This is a genomic window from Kribbella jejuensis, from assembly GCF_006715085.1.
Lineage (GTDB): Bacteria > Actinomycetota > Actinomycetes > Propionibacteriales > Kribbellaceae > Kribbella > Kribbella jejuensis.
In genome coordinates, this window is record NZ_VFMM01000004.1 from 123,694 (window position 1) to 139,923 (window position 16,230).

Below are 16,230 nucleotides of genomic sequence, written 5' to 3' on the forward strand. Positions count from 1 at the left end.
CCCAATCAGGCGCGGTCCTCGATGTCACCTTCCGTCTCAAGTACGGCGTTCCGCAGCGTCTCGAGCGCCTCGTCCGACGGCTCCGCCCACAGACCGCGCTGCGCCGCCTCGAGCAACCGTTCCGCGATCCCATGCCGCGCCCACGGGTTCGACTTGCGGAAGAACTCCGCCATCTCCGGGTCCGCGACGTACTCACTGGTCAGCGACTCGTACATCCAGTCGTCCACGACGCCCGCGGTTGCGTCGTACCCGAACAGGTAGTCCACGGTCGCCGCCATCTCGAACGCTCCCTTGTACCCGTGCCGCCGCATCGCCGCCATCCACCGCGGGTTCACCACCCGGGCCCGGAACACCCGCTTCGCCTCCTCCTCCAGCGTGCGGGTCCTCACCTGCGCGGGGACGGCGGAGTCGCCGACGTACGCCTTCGGGTTCGCGCCGGTCAGGTGCCGGACCATCGCGATCATGCCGCCGTGGTACTGGAAGTAGTCGTCGGAGTCCATGATGTCGTGCTCGCGGGTGTCCGCGTTCTTCGCCGCGACCTGGATCCGGGCGTACGCGCGCTCCATCGAAGCGCGGGCCTCCGCGCCGTCGAGGCCCTTGCCGTACGCGTACCCGCCCCAGACGGCGTACACCTCGGCCAGCTCCGCGTCGGTACGCCAGTTGCGCGCGTCGACGAGTGGCAGCAGACCCGCGCCGTACGAGCCGGGCTTGGAGCCGAAAACCCGCGCGGTCGCCTGCCGTACGTCGTTGCCCGCAGCAACGTCTTCGTCGACGTGGGCCTTCAGGAAGTTGCTGTTCGGCGACTCGTCGAGGGCGGCGACCGTCCGCACGGCCTCGTCGAGCAACGCGACCACATGCGGGAACGCGTCCCGGAAGAACCCGGAGATCCGGATCGTCACGTCGATCCGCGGCCGGCCGAGCTCCTCCAGCCCGACGACCTCGAAGCTGGTCACCCGCCGCGACGCCTCGTCCCAGACCGGCCGGCACCCGAGCAGCCACAGCACCTCAGCCAGGTCGTCACCCTGCGTGCGCATCGCCGACGTACCCCAGATCGTCAGCCCCACGGACCGCGGATACTCGCCGGTCTCGGCCTGGTGCCGGGCCAGCAAGGAGTCCGCCAGCGCGACCCCCACATCCCAGGCATTCCGGCTGGGAATCGCCTTCGGGTCGACCGCGTAGAAGTTCCGCCCGGTCGGCAGCACGTTGACGAGCCCACGAGTAGGCGACCCCGACGGCCCAGCCTCCACGAACCGCCCGTCGAGCGCCCGAAGCACGTTCGCCAGCTCATCCCCCGTCCGCGCCAACCGCGGCACCACCTGCTCGGCCGCAAATCTGAGCGACCGCTCGACCTCTGGGCAGTCCCGGCCCAGCACCTCGCTGACGACCACTGGGACCTTCGCCGCGTCCCAGCCGAGCGTCTCCATCCCGAGGACGAGCTTCCGCGCGAGGGCCTCCAGCAGATCCACACCATCCGCCCCGCTCACCGCAGGCAGGTCAGCAACAGTTGCCAAGTCCGCGAGGTCGGCCGCTGCTCCGGGGTCGGCCAGTAGTGCGGCCTCGTCAACTCCGAATGCGTCCCCCAGTGCCGTGCGCAGTCCCGGGATCGAGTACGAACCGCCCCACAGCTGCCGGGCCCGGAGTACGGCCAGCACGAGGTTGACGCGTGCTTCGCCGACCGGTGCGCCGCCGAGGATGTGCAACCCGTCCCGGATCTGTACGTCCTTGATCTCGCACAGATACCCGTCGAGATGCAGTACGAACTCGTCGAACTCCTCGTCCGACGGCTTGTCGGCGGTGTGCAGATCGTGGTGCAACTGCGCCGCCTGGATCAGCGTCCAGATCTGCGCCCGCAACGTCGGCACCTTCTCCGGGTCGAGCGCCGAAACCGTCGCGTACTCGTCCAGCAGGTACTCCAGCTTCGCCATGTCGCCGTACGTCTCGGCCCGCGCCATCGGCGGCACCAGATGGTCGACGATCGTCGCGTGCGCCCGCCGCTTGGCCTGGGTACCCTCGCCCGGATCGTTGACGATGAACGGGTAGATCATCGGCAGGTTCCCGAGTACCGCATCCGGCGCGCAGTCGGCCGCCAGCCCGATCCCCTTGCCCGGCAGCCATTCCAGCGTCCCGTGCTTCCCGAGGTGTACGACGGCCTGCGCCCCGAACCCGCCGTCGGCCGGCGAAGCCTCCAGCCATCGGTACGCCGCCAGGTAGTGATGCGACGGCGCCATGTCCGGGTCGTGGTAGATCGCGACCGGGTTCTCACCGAACCCGCGCGGCGGCTGGATCATCAACACGACGTTCCCGAACCGCAACGCGGCCAGCGCGATCGCCGGCTCGTCGCCGGACGTGTCGACGTACAGCTCTCCCGGCGCCTCTCCCCACGCCCCGATCATTGCCGTCCGCAACGATTCCGGCGTCCGGACGAACCACTTCGCGTAGGTCGACAGCGGGACCTTGGCGACCGCGGATGCCAGTTGCTCGTCGGTCAGCCAGTCCACGTCGTGGCCGCCGGCCGCGATCAACTGGTGGATCAGGCCGTCACCGTCGAGCGTGCTCACGTCGAGATCGCCGACGTCGTACCCGGCGTCCTTCAGCTGCCCGAGCAGCACCACCGCCGACGCCGGAGTGTCCAGCCCTACCGCGTTCCCGATCCGCGCATGTTTCGTCGGGTACGACGACAGCACCAGCGCGATCCGCTTCTCCGCCACCGGCACATGCCGCAAGCGCGCGTGCGCTACCGCGATCCCGGCCAGTCGCGCGCACCGCTCCGCGTCCGGGGCGTAGCGTGCCAGCCCGTCGGCGTCGTACGACTTGAACGAGAACGGCACCGAGATCAGCCGCCCGTCGAACTCCGGGATCGCGACCTGCGTCGCCGCGTCCAGCGGGCTGACCGCCGCGTCGCTGTCGGCCCACTGCTGACGCGTCGAGGTCAGCGCGAGCCCCTGGATCAGCGGAATGTCCAGCGAGGCGAGCGCCCCGGCGTCCCACGCGTCGTCCGCACCGCCGGCGCTCGCGTCGGCCGCGACCGATCCGCCCGCGGCAAGCAGCGTCGTCACGAGTACGTCGCATTTCCGGAGCAGGTCGAACAGCCCGGCGCTCTCGTCGCTGGCCGGGTCGAGCCCGCGCAGCGTCCCGCAATACACGGGGAGCGGCTGCGCCCCTGCCTCCGTGACAGCGGCGGCGAGTGCGTCGACGAACGCGGTGTTCCCGGAGATCTCCTGCGCGCGGTAGTACACGATGCCGACCACGGGCCGGTCGTCCTCGACGTACGTCCCTCGTACGCCATACGCCGGGAGCGCCCGCGGCGGGTCGAACTCGTCGCCGGTCAGCAGCAGCGTGTCGCGCAGGAACCCGGCGAGGTTGCGAAGGTTGTCCGCACCGCCCTCCCGGAGGTATGCGAGCGCCTCGGTCACCGCACCGGCCGGCACGGTCGAGAGGGACATCAGCTCCGCGTCCGGTGCCGCCTCACCGCTGACGACCACGGCAGGCTTGCCGGACGCCAGCACCGCGTCCAGGCCGTCTTCCCAGGCCCGGCGTCCACCCAGCAACCGCACCACAACAACCTCAGCCACATCGAGCAAGCCGCCCAACTGAGTGAGCTCGAGTCGAGCCGGGTTTGCCACCGCCCACCCCGCGCCCGCCTCCGCGGCAGCCAGTAGATCGGTGTCAGCAGTCGACAGCAGCAGAAGATTCGCAGCCACGCGCACAAGTCCTTCCCGGGGTATCCACGCCCCAGCTACAGGTACGACGGCGGCAGTTCCTGACTCCCCCGACAATGGGGTCACAGTGGCGGGACCGCCCCGGACTCACACCGGGTTCCTGCTGATGCCGTCGATTGACCGTGCTGACTCTAGTGCACGTCTCGCGTGGGATCGGGAGACGTGCGCTACCTGTGCATTGCGTAGTGGGCGGCCAGTAGGTCGGTGCCCCAGTCGTTGCGGACGTCGCGCCAGACGGAGTGGATGTGGTTGGCGTTGTCCTGGGTGTTGTCGTATTCGGCGAGGAAGGTCGGGCCGGCGATCGAGTAGTAGTGGCGGTGACCGACGCCTGGCTCGGTTTCACCGGCCCAGGCGAAGGTCAGGCGTTCGATGCCCTGTTCGGTGATGTCCTGCCAGGTCTGCAGGCCGATCGGGCCGGCGGCGCGCCCGACGTACTGGCCGATGAGAAGGCTCAGGAGCTGACGCTGCTGTTCGTTCATGTCGCCGTACAGCAGGCCGCGGTGCAGCACGGACGCATCAGCGACCGGGTCGTGGCGGGTCAGGATGTCGTCGGGGGCGTCCGGTGATACCAAGGCGATCTCCAGTTGGCCCGGCTCGAGCGCGTGGAGGAGCTGGAAGCCCAGGTCCTGTTCCGCGGCCAGGAACCGGCGTCCGGTTTCAGGGCCGCTCAGGACCTCGGCAGGGTTCGAGCCGATAAACTGCGGCGTGAAGGAGACAGCACCGTCGACGAAGGTGACGTGCAGCGCCAGGTGGTGGCCGTTGAGTCGCCAGGCCCACGGACCGGTGCCGGACGGGTCGCCCAGGACGCGCAGGAAGAAGCGCTCGCCAAGGACCGTGCCCTGCCAGTCTCCGGACTCCGGGAGCGCCGGGATGCCGCGCAGGATGACCTCCGCGTCCAGCACGGCCCAGGAGTCGGCTGCCCCGCGTTCACTGCAGCACAGCTCGACCAGACGCTTCGCCAGCAGTTGCTGTGCCGGGGTCAAATCTCCCAGCGGCAGACCGGGGCGGTCGCCTGGCAGGTACGTCCATTCCTTGTGGTCCGGGGTGTCGAACGGTGCCTTGAGCTTCTCGAGCTGCGCGGGCGACAGGCTCGCCAGCAGGTCGAGTACGGCCTCCCGTGTCTGCGCTACAACCATGCCGATCGCTCCCTCTCCGTCGGTACATACGGTGCCCACTGTTCGAACGGCCGATCCAGCTTGTACCGGAAGTCCGGCTGCCGCAGCAGAACGCGTGTTTCCCCATTCTCCGGGTTCCGCAGCGACTCGAAGAAGTTGACCGACCAGTGGAACCAGCGCATGCAGAACAGCCGCATGGTCAGCCCGTGGGACACCAGCAGCACGTTCTTCGGCGAATCCGGCGCCTCGAAGTCGCGGTGCATCGTCTCCAGGAACGTGGACACCCGGTCGTACACATCCGAACCGGACTCGCCGTGGGTGAATCGGTAGTAGAAGTGCCCGAACGAGTCGCGGAGCTTGCGCTGCCGTTCGATGTCCTCGGTGTCCTGGAAATTCGCCCAATCCTGCTCCCGGAGCCGTGGTTCCTCCCGGGCCAGACCGATCAGGTCGTCCAGGCCGAGGGAGTCCAGCGTCTGCCGCGCCCGCAGGTACGGCGAGACGTACACCCGGACCTGCTCGTTCGCGAAGAGCTCCCGCAGCTGCTTGCCGGCCTTCGCGGCCTGCTCGTGGCCGTGCGCGGTCAGCGGGATCGCGTGGTCCGGCATGCGTTCGAAGAGCGTCTTGTCCAGGTTCGCCTCGGACTCACCGTGCCGGATCAGCGCGATCCGCAACGGCCGGTGACTCAACCCCATCGTTGTCCCTTCTGCAGGAGGGCGACCACAGCTGCGCCGGCAGCGGCGGCCAGGCCGACTCGTTTGGCGAGGGTTGCCGTGCGGCGAATGTCCGGGACTGTCGGGGGCGGGCCGTCGCCCAGGGTTCCCCGGTTTTCGGTGTAGGTGCCGTAGCTGTTGGTACCCCCGAGGGTGAGGTTGAGGGCGCCGGCAAAAGAGGCTTCGACAGGGCCGGCGTTGGGGCTTGGGTGTTGCGCGGCGTCTCGGCGCCGAATGCGTGCTGCTTGCCGCGGTCGGCCTGCCATCAGCCCGGTGAGGGCGGCGCACAGGCGTGCGGGGAGGAGGTTGAGTACGTCGTCCAGGCGCGCGGCGGCCCAGCCGAAGTTCTCGTACTTCGGGGAGCGGTAGCCGACCATCGCGTCGAGGGTGTTCGCGGCGCGGTAGCCGAGCAGGCCGGGGATGCCGAAGACACCGCCCCAGAACAGGGGTGCGACGCAGGCGTCGGAGGTGTTCTCGGCGATCGACTCGACCGTGGCCCGGGCCAGCTCGTCGGCCTCCAGGGTGGTGGCGTCGCGGGCGCACAGGTGGCTGAGGCGGTCGCGGGCCTTCTCGACGTCTTTTTGGTGCAGGAGCGTGGCCATTGTTTCGGCTTCGCGTTCGAGGCTGCGGGCGCCTAGCACGGTCCAGGTGGCACCGGCGGTGGCTGCTGTGTGGAGGAGCGGATGTTTGCGGGTCAGGCGCTCGGCGGCGAGGCCCAGGACTGTCGTAGTACCTACGAGGATCGCGGTGTAGGCGGTTCCGCTGGCGCGCGTGTCGGCGTACAGGTGTGGTTCGAGGCGGGACGCCGTACGGCCGAAGCCGGCGACCGGGTGGTAGCGGCGGGGGTCGCCGAGGACACGGTCGGCGGTGAAGCCCAGGAGGATGCCGAGAGCCCTGGTGTTTGCCCCGCTGTTTGTCCTGGTGTTTGCCCCGGGGTTTGCCCTGTACACCCTGGGCAGTCTGCCAGGTGAACGGTTGTGATTGGGTGACCGCATGGGAATCGCGGAGCTGCTCCAGCAGGTCGACGGGAGCGGGGAGTTCGGGGTCTGGCTGGGGCGCTTGGACGGTACGCCGGTCTTCGTGCACGAGGCGGAGCGGACGCACTACTCGGCGAGCACGATGAAGCTGCCGGTGGCGATGGCCATGATGCGCAAGGTCGATGCCGGTGAGCTCGCGCTCGACCAGCCGGTGACCGTACACAACGACTTCGAGTCGGCGGCCGGCGGCCGGTTCGGCGTCGACCCGGACGAAGACGAGGCGCCCGCGACCTGGGCCCGGATGGGCGAGCAGGTGCCGCTCGGCTGGCTGGCGACCGAGATGATCACCCGCTCCAGCAACCTCGCCACCGATCTCGTGCTCGAACAGGTCGGCGTCGATGCGGCGCATCGGGCCCTCGCGGATTCCACACTGAAGTCGTCCCTGCGACCGGACGTGGACCCGGCCGGCGCCGTCGTGAACCGCCCCACCGGCGGTGCGTCCAAGATCCAGCGCGGGATCGACGACCGCGCGGCGCAGCGGGCCGGGATCAGCAACCTGATGAGCCCGGCCGGGCTGGCCGGCGTACTGGTTGCGGTGGGCAACCAGGAAGGTGCCTCCGGCGACTACCTGCGCGACCTGCTGGCCGGCAACCAATGGAACGGCGAGATCCCCGCGCTGCTGCCGGCCGGCACGCGGGTCGAGCACAAGAACGGCTGGGACACCCGGATCCGGCACGACGGCGGCATCGTCCGCCCGGGCGACGCGGACCCGTTCGTGCTGGTCGTGTGTACGACGTCCGACCTGCCGGACAGCGAGGCGCAGCAGCTGATCGCGTCGATCGCGCTCGAGGCCTGGAACCACCGGCACGACCTGGAGGCCGTACGGTGAAGATCACGACACACCTGGTCTCGGCGCCGCTGCACACGCCGTTCGTCACCGCGTTGCGTACGGCGACGCACGCCGAGTCGTTGCTGGTCGAGATCAGCGACGGCGAGCTGAGCGGCTGGGGTGAGGCGCCGCAGGTCTGGAAGGTGACCGGCGACTCGCTGGCGGGTTCCCGGGCGTGTATCGAGGGACCGATCAGCACGGCCCTCGACGGGCTCGGACCGGACGACCTCACCGAGGCGCTGCGCCGCGTGCAGGGAGCCGCGGTCGGCAACTTCGCTGCGAAGGACGCGGTCGACGTCGCGTTGCACGACCTCGCCGCCCGGCGCCGCGGGCAGACGCTGCACGGGTTCCTCGGCTCGACCGTCGACGTGGTCCGTACCGACATGACGCTCTCGGTCGGCGACCCGGACGCGCTCGCCGGCGCGGCGAAGGCGCGGATCACGGACGGGTTCGACGTACTCAAGATCAAGGTCGGTACCGACGCGGCCGGTGACGTGGACCGGGTCCGCCGGGTGCGGGACGCGATCGGGCCGGAGCCGCGGCTCCGGCTGGACGCCAACCAGGGCTGGACCCGGCGCGATGCGGTCACCGTGATCCAGGCGCTCGAGGATGCCGGCTGCGCGATCGAGCTGGTCGAACAGCCTGTCGCCGCGGCCGATCTTGACGGAATGGCGTGGGTGACGGATCGGGTGAGTACGCCGATCCTCGCCGACGAGTCGGTGTACGGCGTCCGCGACATGGTGGCGGTGATCCAGCGCGGCGCGGCCGACCTGGTGAACGTGAAGCTCGCGAAATGCGGCGGGCTGGCGCCGGCGCGGACGCTGCTCGAGCTCGCCCGCGAGCACGGGCTCGGCGCGATCGTGGGCTGCATGATGGAGGGCCATGTGGGCGTCGGTGCGGCGGCCGCGCTGGTGTCGGCGTACCCGACGAGCGCGGTCAACGACCTGGACGCGGCCTGGTGGCTGCGCGAGCCTGCGGTGACGGGCGGAATCCGGTACGAGGGTGCGCGGATCCACCTGCCTTCTGCTCCCGGACTGGGCGTGACAGGCTTGTCCGCATGAAGTTAGCCGCCACCAAGGTCCCGATCAGCACGGTCTGGACGTCGCCGGACGCGCCGCGCGACATCGACGCACCGGCAACCGCCGCAGTCCCCGACGTCGCCGCGTGGGCGAAGTCGATGGACACCGAGACTCGGTTCGGCCTGCACGGCCGTACGCTGACCCAGTTGCTGTTCGCCGAGCCCGTGCTGGTGCGCTCGGAGCGTGACGGCTGGTCCGAGATCCTCGCGCCCTGGCAGCCGTCGTCGCAGGACGAGCTCGGCTATCCGGGGTGGGTTCCGTCGAGCCACCTGGGCGAGCTGCCGACGAGTGCGTCCGATCCGGTCGCCATCACCGTACCGACGGCCACGCTGCTCACGGAGCCGGGCGGGCGTCCGGTCGTGGAGCTGTCGTTCGCGACCGTGTTGGCGTCGGACGAGCACGCTGACGGCTATACGCGGGTGGCCACGCCTGACGGTGGGCACGGTTGGTTGCCGGACGCCGTACTGCGTTCCGTGGTGGAGCCGTCGGACGCGGACGAGCGGTTGCGGCTGGGTGAGCAGTTCCTCGGGTTGGAGTACCTGTGGGGCGGTACGTCGGCGTACGGGCTGGACTGCTCCGGGTTGGTCCACGCAGTCAGCCGGGTCCTCGGCCTGCGGACCCCGCGCGACGCCCACGACCAGGCGGACGACCTCCCGAACATCCCCCTCGACGAGGTCCAGCCAGGCGACCTCTACTTCTTCGCCCGCCCCGGCAAAACCATCCACCACGTAGGCTTCGTCTCCCCCACCGGCATGCTCCACGCCTCCGAAACCGGCAAACGCCTAGAAAACACCCCCCTCACCGAAGACCGCCGATCCACCCTCACCACCGCCGCCCGCTTCTAACCCACCCGACCACCCAGCCCAAGACCCCGCGCAGGCGGAGTCCCGCGGGCGCGGGGTCGCGCGGACTCCCACTGGGGCGGGGCGCGGGGTGGCGCGAGGGCGCCGGGGGGCAGCCGACACCCTGGTCCGCGGCCCGACCCACCCCCGCCCCGAGCGGAGCGAGGGGTGGGTTGCCTGGGTCAGGACTTCTTGGGGTGGAGCTCTGGCTGGTCCGCGTTCAGCTTGCGGGATTTGTGGAGGCTGAGGATGGTGGTGATGCCCAGGGTGACGATGATGAAGCCCAGGGAGAACCAGATGGGGATTTCTGGGGCCCAGGTGATGTGGTGGCCGCCGTTGATGAACGGGAGTTCGTTGACGTGCATCGCGTGCAGGACCAGCTTCACGCCGATGAAGGCGAGCACCACCGACAACCCCAGCGACAGGTAGACCAGCCGCTTCAGCAGGTCGCCGAGCAGGAAGTACAGCTGCCGCAGCCCCATCAGCGCGAACACGTTCGCGGTGAAGACCAGGAACGGCTCCTGCGTCAGCCCGTAGATCGCCGGGATCGAGTCGAGCGCGAACAGCAGGTCCGTCGTACCGAGTGCGATGATCACGATCGCCATCGGGGTGACGAGCCGCTTGCCGTTCCGCACCAGGGTCAGCTTGACACCGTTGTACTCGTCGGTGGCGTTCAGCCGCTTCTTCGCGAACCGGATGACCGCATTCTCCTTGAAGTCGTCGTCGTCGTTCTCACCCTGCTTGGCGAGGTGTACGGCGGTGTAGACCAGGAACGCGCCGAAGATGTAGAAGACCCACGAGAACTGGTTGATCGCGGCCGCGCCGACGGCGATGAAGATGCCGCGGAACACCAGCGCCAGGATGATCCCGATCAGCAACGCGGTCTGCTGGTACTGCCTGGGCACCTGGAACCTGGCCATGATGATCAGGAAGATGAACAGGTTGTCGACGCTCAGGCTGTACTCGGTGAGCCAGCCGGCGAAGAACTCACCGGCGTACTGCCCGCCGGAGAACCACCAGACGCCGAGACCGAAGATCACGGCCAGCCCGATGTAGAACGCGATCGCGGTGGCCGATTCGCGGGTGCTCGGCTCATGCGGCCGGCGGCCGATCACGAAAACGTCGAAGGCCAGCAGCGCGAGCAGCAACCCGACGGTGATGTACCAGACATAGTCAGCAACGTGCACAGAGTCCTCCGGAGCTCAGACGAAAACATCGACTCCGAAGGTCTCTTCCGCCTCACCGTCTGTAGCCGGTGAGACCGGGGGCACCGGGCCACGGGACGAACCCCGGCCGTGATGACGATGCCGCCGTGAAAGGAATACTCCCCTTCTCGTCACCCATTCTGACGGTTCGGCGTCCGAGATACCAAATCCACACCCCGCGCCGGTCGTCACAACCGGGTTAGAGCGGCGTCACAGTCCGTGGTGACCAAGCGTTCACCCTCTGGTCGGCACCGCTCAGCGAAAGGCGGCCACGTTGTCCGCGGCCCAGGTGGCGAACGGGAGCGGCGGGCGTCCCACGATCCGCTCGAAGGTGTCGGTCCGGTACCACCCGTCCGCCTCGGTACCGCGCCGGACGAAGTGCAGGATCGCCTCCACCACCTCCGGCTCCCCCACATCGAACATCTCCCGGGCGCGCGTCTCGTCGATCTCCTCGACCGTGATCGGCTCCCCGATCGCGGCCGCGATCAGCCCGACCTGCTCCCGCAACATCAGCGGTTCCGCACCGGTCAGCAACGCGGAGACCTCCCGCGGCTCGGCACCGGACAGGGCGGCGAGCGCGACCTCGGCGATGTCGCGCTCGTGGATCGGCGCCGAGACCGACTCGGGGTGGACGAGCCGGACGGTGCGCTCGGACTTGATCGACCACGCCCAGTTCCGGGCGTTGTTGGCGAGTACCAGCGGCCGGATCGGGACGAGTTCCGGGCCGCTACCGGCCAGCAGTTCCTCGGTCATCCGGTGTTCGACGGCGATCGGATTGTTCGTTGCCCACGGCACCAACACGCTGCCGGAGGAGAGCAGTACGACCCGCTCGACGCCCGCGACCAGTGCCGCCTTTCCGAAGTCCGCCGCGCCGCTGGGTTCGGCGTACAGGAAGACGTGGTCGACGCCGTCGAGGGCCGCGGGCAACGTCTCCGGGCGGGTCAGGTCAGCCTGTACGACGTCGACGCCGGGTCCGAAGTCGGCCTTGCTCAAATCCCGGACCGAGGCGCGGACCGGCGTACCGGCCGCCTGCAGCCCGGCGACAACGTGCCGGCCGACGGCACCGCGGGCACCGATGACAAGGGTGGTCATGAACAGAGGCTCCTCACGCTTGATCGTTTCTCCCGATCAGCCTGCTCGCGACCGCTCCAAAACTCGCCTGAGAAATGAAAAGTGTTCCGATCTCGACAATCAGCAGGGGTTCAGTGTCGCTATCCGACAGCATGCCGGAGCCCGTAGTGCGTCGTGGCGGCCTTGACCGTACGCAGGACCGGCGTCAGGTTCACCCCGGTGACGCCCGATTGCCCTGCGATCTCCGTCGTCAGGTAGCGGTACAGGCCGTCGGGTGAGTGACTGCCGATCGCCGCGAACAGCGAGGTCGACCCCGTGGTCGCGGCCACGAACGCGACCTCGGTGTGCTCGGCCAGCGCACGGCCGGTCGCATCCAGCCGATCCGGTGTCACCGCCAGCCGCAGCATCGCCCGCGCCGGCACACCCATCAGCCGTGGATCCGCGTCGATGTCGAAGCTGATGATGCCGCCGGCAACCAGTGCGTGCAGCCGGCGGCGGACGGTCGGCGCGGAGACGCCGCAGACCTTGGCCAGCTGCTCGATCGGCGCACGGCCGTCCTTCCGCAGCTCCTCGTAGAGCCGCTGGTCGACCTCGTCGAGTACGAGCTTGTCGACGGGATCGGGTCGCGGCTGCCGGAGCTCCGCGATCTGGTCGGGCCGCAACGATCCGATCTTGTCGTACGGCGAACCCGCGCCGCCGTAGAAGACCTGCAAGACCTCCGCGGCCTCGACGTCGATCACCTGCCGGGTCCGGGGCAGCACCTCGAGCAGGAGGGGGCCGACGTCGGCGCCGTACACCGTGCACTCGATCTCGGTACCGCCCGCGCAGAGGTTCACCCAGCTCGTGTCCGGCCGCCGCGCGAGCGCATCTGCGACCTCACCGGCGGCGCTCGGCACGGCACGCACGCGGAGCAGCCACTGCACCTGCCCCGGATCACTCAGCGCGGTGACCCGCAGCGCGCCGCTCTCGCGTAGGCGTGCGTACCGCCGCGCGACGGTCTGGTCGGAGACGCCCAGCACCTCACCCAGCCGGCGGAACGGCGCCCGCGCGTCGAGGTGCAAGGCGTGCAGCAGCGCCCGGTCGAGGTCGTCGTACGTCACGCCGGACGAAGCCGTTTCGGCAGCTTCGACACGACCGTCGCGTACGACACGTCGACGAGCTCGAGGATCTCGTCGTCCGGGACGGCACCGCCGAGCTGCACCGTGTTCCAGCCGGCGCGCCCGATGTAGGCCATCTTCCGGACGTGCTCCGGGTACGTCGCGACGAGCTCGTCGGCCTCGTCGCGATTCGCCCCGCACTTCAGCCCGACGCTGTCGCCGCCGAGGAACGCGAAGATCTTGTCCCCGACCTTAGCCACCGTGTCCCCTTCCCACGGCTCGTCCGGCCACGCCCCCGGCTTCGCGAGGCAGTACTCGCGTAGGCCGTCACCCGTGAGCCGCTTGTCAGGCATGGGTGACGACTTCGACGTTGTTGCCATCCGGATCTCTCAAGAACACGGCGTAGTACCCCGGGTGGTACTCCGGCCACTCCTTCGGCTCATGCAGCACCTCGGCCCCGAGGTCCAGGCCGGCCTGATGCACCGTCTCGACGGTCGCCCGGTCCGGCGCCGTGAACGCCACGTGGATCTCCCGTTGCGTCCCGCCGGTGGTCTGCTTCCCCAGCCAGAACTTCGGCACGCCGTCATTGCCGGACCAGCCGAGCACATCCCCGAAGTCCATCGCCACGCTGACCCCCACGGGCGCCAACACGGCCTCGTAGAACCGCCGGCTGGCGTCCAGGTCATCGCACTGCAACGACAGGTGGTCGAACATCCGCGTCCTCCCTAGCTGACTCTGAAACGCACAGTAGCCCTCACAACCGACAGATCCGGAGCGTGGCGTCAGTCCTGACCCCGGAAGCGCCGAGACAGCAGCGCGTCGAAGGGGTGCAGTTGTACTCCGAGGCGCTCGCGAATGGTGGCGGCGTCGCGAGCCAGTTCGCCCGCTCGCTCGACGTCGCCGCGGACGGCGGCCACCCAGCTGAGACCCTCCAGACTCTCTGCCACGCCCCAGTCGGTCCTGGTGTCGTCGCGCACGAGTTCGGCCGCGAACAGCTGCTCGGCGCGTTCGAGCTGGCCGTTGACCAATGCGGCAGCCGCGACATGACGATTCGCCCGGTCGAGGTACGTCTGGTCGCCGAGTTCGGCGTACTGCTGAGCCGCTTCGACGAAGTGCCGTTCTGCCGCTGCCACCTCGCCGGCGTGCAACTCGGCGAGACCGAGGTTCAGTGCCGAGGTCGCGATCAGCCACGCCTCACCGCCTCCCCGCAGCGCGTCCCGGGCCGCCTGGAACGACGACCGGGCCGCCTCGAAGTCGGCTGCCGCCATCGAGGTCATGCCACCAAGCGTGAGCGCGTTCCGGAGCTGAACCGCGTCTTTGGTCTCGCGGGCCAACCCGAGCAGCTCGTCGCCGTACCTGCTCGTCTCGCCCACGTCGCCCTGGTGGTAGGCGAGCCAGCCCGCACCCCACAGGGCTTTGGCCCGCGCCTCGACCTCTTCGGCGCCCGCCTTGCCTGCCGCGAGCGCGTCGACAAGCCATCGTCTGCCCTCCGGTACTCCGCCGCGCCACAGCCAGAACATCCAGAGCGAACCGGCCATCGCCAGGGCGCGGCGCGGATCGTTGGCCAGCAGCCAGCGGTGCGCGCTCCGCAGATTGGGCAGCTCCGCATCGAGCCGCAGGTGCGCCGTACTCTGTCCTGTTGCCCGCAGCAACGGTTCGAGTTCGCGTACGAGGGCGAGGAAGTAGTCGGCGTGCCGCGACCGCAGCTCCGTCGTGTCGTCCGGTACGACGGCCTCGCGCGCGACGTACTCGCGAACCACGTCGAGCATCCGGTACCGGGTCCCGCAGGTATCGGCTGGTGACACCGCTACGAGGCTGTGGTCGAGGAGCGTCGACAGGGTTTCGAGCGGATCGGCGTCGAGCCCGTGCATGCAGACCGCCTGAACCTGTTGGAGTGTCCAGCCGACGAACACGGTCAGCCGCCGGGCGAGCGTCTGTGCGCCGGGATCCAGCAAGTGGTAGCTCCAGGCAACGGTCGCCTGCATCGACTCATGCCGTTGCGGCAGATCCTGCGGTCCGCGCGACAGTACGCTGCTCCCCTGCTCGAGTTGGCGGGCCAGGTCCGGCAGGGCGAGGTGCCGGGTTCGGGCGGCAGCCAGCTCGATGGCCAGCGGAATGCCCTCGAGACGGCGGCAGATATCTGCCGCCAGCACCGGATCGACGGTCAGCCGGCGGTTCGCTGCCATTGCCCGGTCCACGAAGAGCTCCACCGAGTCGGCCGGTTCAGTGATCGGACCGAGCGCGAACTCCCGCTCGCCGTTCAGCCGCAGCCTTGCCCGGCTGGTGACCAGTACGGTCAGGCTGGGGCAGCGCGACAGCAGCTCGGCGACGTCCGGCGCCGCGGCGAGCAGGTGCTCGAACGTGTCGAGGATCAGCAACGTACGGAGTACTGCCAAGGCGCCGGCCAGGGCGCTGAGGGGGTCGGGACCGATCGCCGCAGTACCGACCGACCTCGCGATGGTTGTGATGACGAGGGCCGGATCGTCGAGCTGTCCTAGTTCGACCCAGTGGACGGCCGCGAACGGGTGCCCGTTCGAGATTTGGGTCCCGGGGCCGCAGGCTCGGGCGGTCTCCAGCACCAGGCGGGTCTTCCCGACGCCGCCGGGTCCGGTGACGGTGATCAGGGCAGGCGGCTCACTGGCCAGGAGGGCGCTGAGCTCACCGATTTCCTGGTGCCGGCCGAAGAGCGTGCTCCGCGGCATTGGAAGAACGCCGACGGTGCTGTTGGCACTGTTTGCCGGCGCCGGCGAGAGACCGCGGGCGACACGTTCGAAGGCGGTTCGCTCCGCCGGGGGTAGGTCCAGGGCCGTCGCCAGTTGGCGGGCCGTGACGGGGTAGATCCGGCGCCGGGCCCCGCGTTCGATGTCGCTGACCGCACGCACGCTGATGCCGGCCCGGCCGGCGAGCTCCTCCTGGGTCAGCTCGGCCGACGACCGCAGCCGCCGGAGCGCGGCGGCGAGCTCCGTACCGCTCATCGCCGCCCCCTTCCGCGGCCGGTCAGCAAGTCGGTGGGTCAGTCGTCATGGTCCGCCGACTGGCCTCGGACCACGCTGAGAAGGTCCAGATCGGATCGAAGGAGGCAGACAATGTCCACCGAGAACAACAAGCTACTCGCCCGTCGGCTGTACGACGAGGTCCTCAACCAGCAGAACGACGCGCCGCTCGCGGAGCTGGCGGCGCCGGGGTACGTCGAGCACGATCCGCTGCCCGGGCAGGGTGAGGGCCTGGCCGGCCTCGCGGACCGCTTCCGGATGCTGACCAGCGCTTTCGCTCCCCGGTTCGAGATCGAGGACATGGTCGCGGAGGGTGACCGCGTCGTGGTCCGCTGGACCAACACCGGCACCCACGTAGGCGACTTCGCGGGCATCCCACCCACCGGCCGCTCGTTCCAGATCGCCGGCATCGACATCTACCGCGTAGAAGCCAACCAAGTAGCCGAACACTGGCACGTGGTAGACGAACTCCGCATGCTCCAACAACTCGGCATCATCCCCACCTTCGACCAAACCCCAGCCTGATTCGCCAG

Annotated in this window: 14 protein-coding genes and 1 riboswitch; of the genes, 4 read left to right on the top strand and 10 right to left on the bottom strand. The window is 69.3% G+C overall.

Annotated elements, in window-relative coordinates:
- Nucleotides 1-5: 5 nt before the first annotated feature.
- The 4 genes from cobN to FB475_RS33435 form a co-directional block, all read right to left on the bottom strand.
- A complete protein-coding gene (gene cobN, locus FB475_RS33420) occupies nucleotides 6-3,701 on the bottom strand; it encodes a cobaltochelatase subunit CobN (RefSeq protein WP_185759551.1) in 3,696 nt (1,231 codons plus the stop codon).
- 34 nt (nucleotides 3,702-3,735) lie between these two features.
- Nucleotides 3,736-3,848, bottom strand: a riboswitch (cobalamin riboswitch).
- Nucleotides 3,849-3,886: 38 nt separating this feature from the next.
- On the bottom strand, nucleotides 3,887-4,855 hold the full coding sequence (locus FB475_RS33425) for a DUF3500 domain-containing protein (RefSeq protein ID WP_141862011.1): 969 nt from the start codon (nucleotides 4,853-4,855) through the stop codon (nucleotides 3,887-3,889).
- Nucleotides 4,846-5,526: a phosphoglycerate mutase family protein gene (locus tag FB475_RS33430; protein ID WP_141862013.1), complete on the bottom strand. Its 681-nt coding sequence runs from the start codon at nucleotides 5,524-5,526 to the stop codon at nucleotides 4,846-4,848. Before FB475_RS33430 ends, FB475_RS33425 begins: the two co-directional genes overlap by 10 nt.
- Nucleotides 5,517-6,494 carry a cobalamin biosynthesis protein gene (locus tag FB475_RS33435; RefSeq protein WP_238332602.1) on the bottom strand — a complete coding sequence of 326 codons (978 nt, stop codon included), beginning with the start codon at nucleotides 6,492-6,494 and terminating at the stop codon, nucleotides 5,517-5,519. Before FB475_RS33435 ends, FB475_RS33430 begins: the two co-directional genes overlap by 10 nt.
- 43 nt (nucleotides 6,495-6,537) lie before the next feature.
- Here FB475_RS33435 and FB475_RS33440 point away from each other — a divergent pair, with 43 nt between their 5' ends.
- The 3 genes from FB475_RS33440 to FB475_RS33450 are packed head-to-tail and all read left to right on the top strand — an operon-like array spanning nucleotide 6,538 to nucleotide 9,334.
- Nucleotides 6,538-7,410: a serine hydrolase gene (locus tag FB475_RS33440; protein WP_141862017.1), complete on the top strand. Its 873-nt coding sequence runs from the start codon at nucleotides 6,538-6,540 to the stop codon at nucleotides 7,408-7,410.
- Nucleotides 7,407-8,471 carry a mandelate racemase/muconate lactonizing enzyme family protein gene (locus FB475_RS33445; RefSeq protein ID WP_141862019.1) on the top strand — a complete coding sequence of 355 codons (1,065 nt, stop codon included), beginning with the start codon at nucleotides 7,407-7,409 and terminating at the stop codon, nucleotides 8,469-8,471. Before FB475_RS33440 ends, FB475_RS33445 begins: the two co-directional genes overlap by 4 nt.
- Nucleotides 8,468-9,334 carry a C40 family peptidase gene (locus FB475_RS33450; RefSeq protein ID WP_141862021.1) on the top strand — a complete coding sequence of 289 codons (867 nt, stop codon included), beginning with the start codon at nucleotides 8,468-8,470 and terminating at the stop codon, nucleotides 9,332-9,334. Before FB475_RS33445 ends, FB475_RS33450 begins: the two co-directional genes overlap by 4 nt.
- 179 nt (nucleotides 9,335-9,513) lie before the next feature.
- Here the strand turns inward: FB475_RS33450 and FB475_RS33455 are convergent, their stop codons facing one another.
- The 6 genes from FB475_RS33455 to FB475_RS33480 all read right to left on the bottom strand — a co-directional run bounded on the left by FB475_RS33455 (nucleotide 9,514) and on the right by FB475_RS33480 (nucleotide 15,679).
- Entirely contained in the window at nucleotides 9,514-10,518 is a 1,005-nt protein-coding gene (locus FB475_RS33455; protein WP_141862023.1) for a TerC family protein, read from the bottom strand.
- 273 nt (nucleotides 10,519-10,791) lie between these two features.
- On the bottom strand, nucleotides 10,792-11,628 hold the full coding sequence (locus FB475_RS33460; RefSeq protein ID WP_141862025.1) for an SDR family oxidoreductase: 837 nt from the start codon (nucleotides 11,626-11,628) through the stop codon (nucleotides 10,792-10,794).
- 119 nt (nucleotides 11,629-11,747) lie between these two features.
- Entirely contained in the window at nucleotides 11,748-12,707 is a 960-nt protein-coding gene (locus FB475_RS33465; RefSeq protein WP_141862027.1) for an Lrp/AsnC family transcriptional regulator, read from the bottom strand.
- A complete protein-coding gene (locus tag FB475_RS33470; protein WP_141862029.1) occupies nucleotides 12,704-13,057 on the bottom strand; it encodes an MmcQ/YjbR family DNA-binding protein in 354 nt (117 codons plus the stop codon). The genes FB475_RS33465 and FB475_RS33470 overlap by 4 nt, the downstream gene beginning before the upstream one ends.
- Nucleotides 13,050-13,418, bottom strand: coding sequence for a VOC family protein (locus FB475_RS33475; RefSeq protein WP_141862031.1), 369 nt, complete (start codon nucleotides 13,416-13,418; stop codon nucleotides 13,050-13,052). The genes FB475_RS33470 and FB475_RS33475 overlap by 8 nt, the downstream gene beginning before the upstream one ends.
- Before the next feature lie 68 nt (nucleotides 13,419-13,486).
- Nucleotides 13,487-15,679 (bottom strand): ATP-binding protein, encoded by a 2,193-nt coding sequence (locus tag FB475_RS33480; protein WP_141862033.1) that lies wholly within the window; start codon nucleotides 15,677-15,679, stop codon nucleotides 13,487-13,489.
- Between the two features lie 111 nt (nucleotides 15,680-15,790).
- On the opposite strand from FB475_RS33480, the gene FB475_RS33485 reads away from it, so the two are divergent.
- Nucleotides 15,791-16,222: an ester cyclase gene (locus tag FB475_RS33485; protein WP_141862035.1), complete on the top strand. Its 432-nt coding sequence runs from the start codon at nucleotides 15,791-15,793 to the stop codon at nucleotides 16,220-16,222.
- The last annotated feature ends 8 nt before the right edge of the window (nucleotides 16,223-16,230 follow it).

What these genes read in the sequence shown, in the direction of transcription:
- FB475_RS33425 (WP_141862011.1), bottom strand. Translation starts at nt 4,855, where the DNA reads ATGGTTGTAGCGCAGACACGGGAGGCCGTACTCGACCTGCTGGCGAGC.
- FB475_RS33460 (WP_141862025.1), bottom strand. Translation starts at nt 11,628, where the DNA reads ATGACCACCCTTGTCATCGGTGCCCGCGGTGCCGTCGGCCGGCACGTT.
- FB475_RS33440 (WP_141862017.1), top strand. Translation starts at nt 6,538, where the DNA reads ATGGGAATCGCGGAGCTGCTCCAGCAGGTCGACGGGAGCGGGGAGTTC.
- FB475_RS33485 (WP_141862035.1), top strand. Translation starts at nt 15,791, where the DNA reads ATGTCCACCGAGAACAACAAGCTACTCGCCCGTCGGCTGTACGACGAG.
- FB475_RS33430 (WP_141862013.1), bottom strand. Translation starts at nt 5,526, where the DNA reads ATGGGGTTGAGTCACCGGCCGTTGCGGATCGCGCTGATCCGGCACGGT.
- FB475_RS33450 (WP_141862021.1), top strand. Translation starts at nt 8,468, where the DNA reads ATGAAGTTAGCCGCCACCAAGGTCCCGATCAGCACGGTCTGGACGTCG.
- FB475_RS33480 (WP_141862033.1), bottom strand. Translation starts at nt 15,679, where the DNA reads ATGAGCGGTACGGAGCTCGCCGCCGCGCTCCGGCGGCTGCGGTCGTCG.
- FB475_RS33470 (WP_141862029.1), bottom strand. Translation starts at nt 13,057, where the DNA reads ATGCCTGACAAGCGGCTCACGGGTGACGGCCTACGCGAGTACTGCCTC.
- FB475_RS33475 (WP_141862031.1), bottom strand. Translation starts at nt 13,418, where the DNA reads ATGTTCGACCACCTGTCGTTGCAGTGCGATGACCTGGACGCCAGCCGG.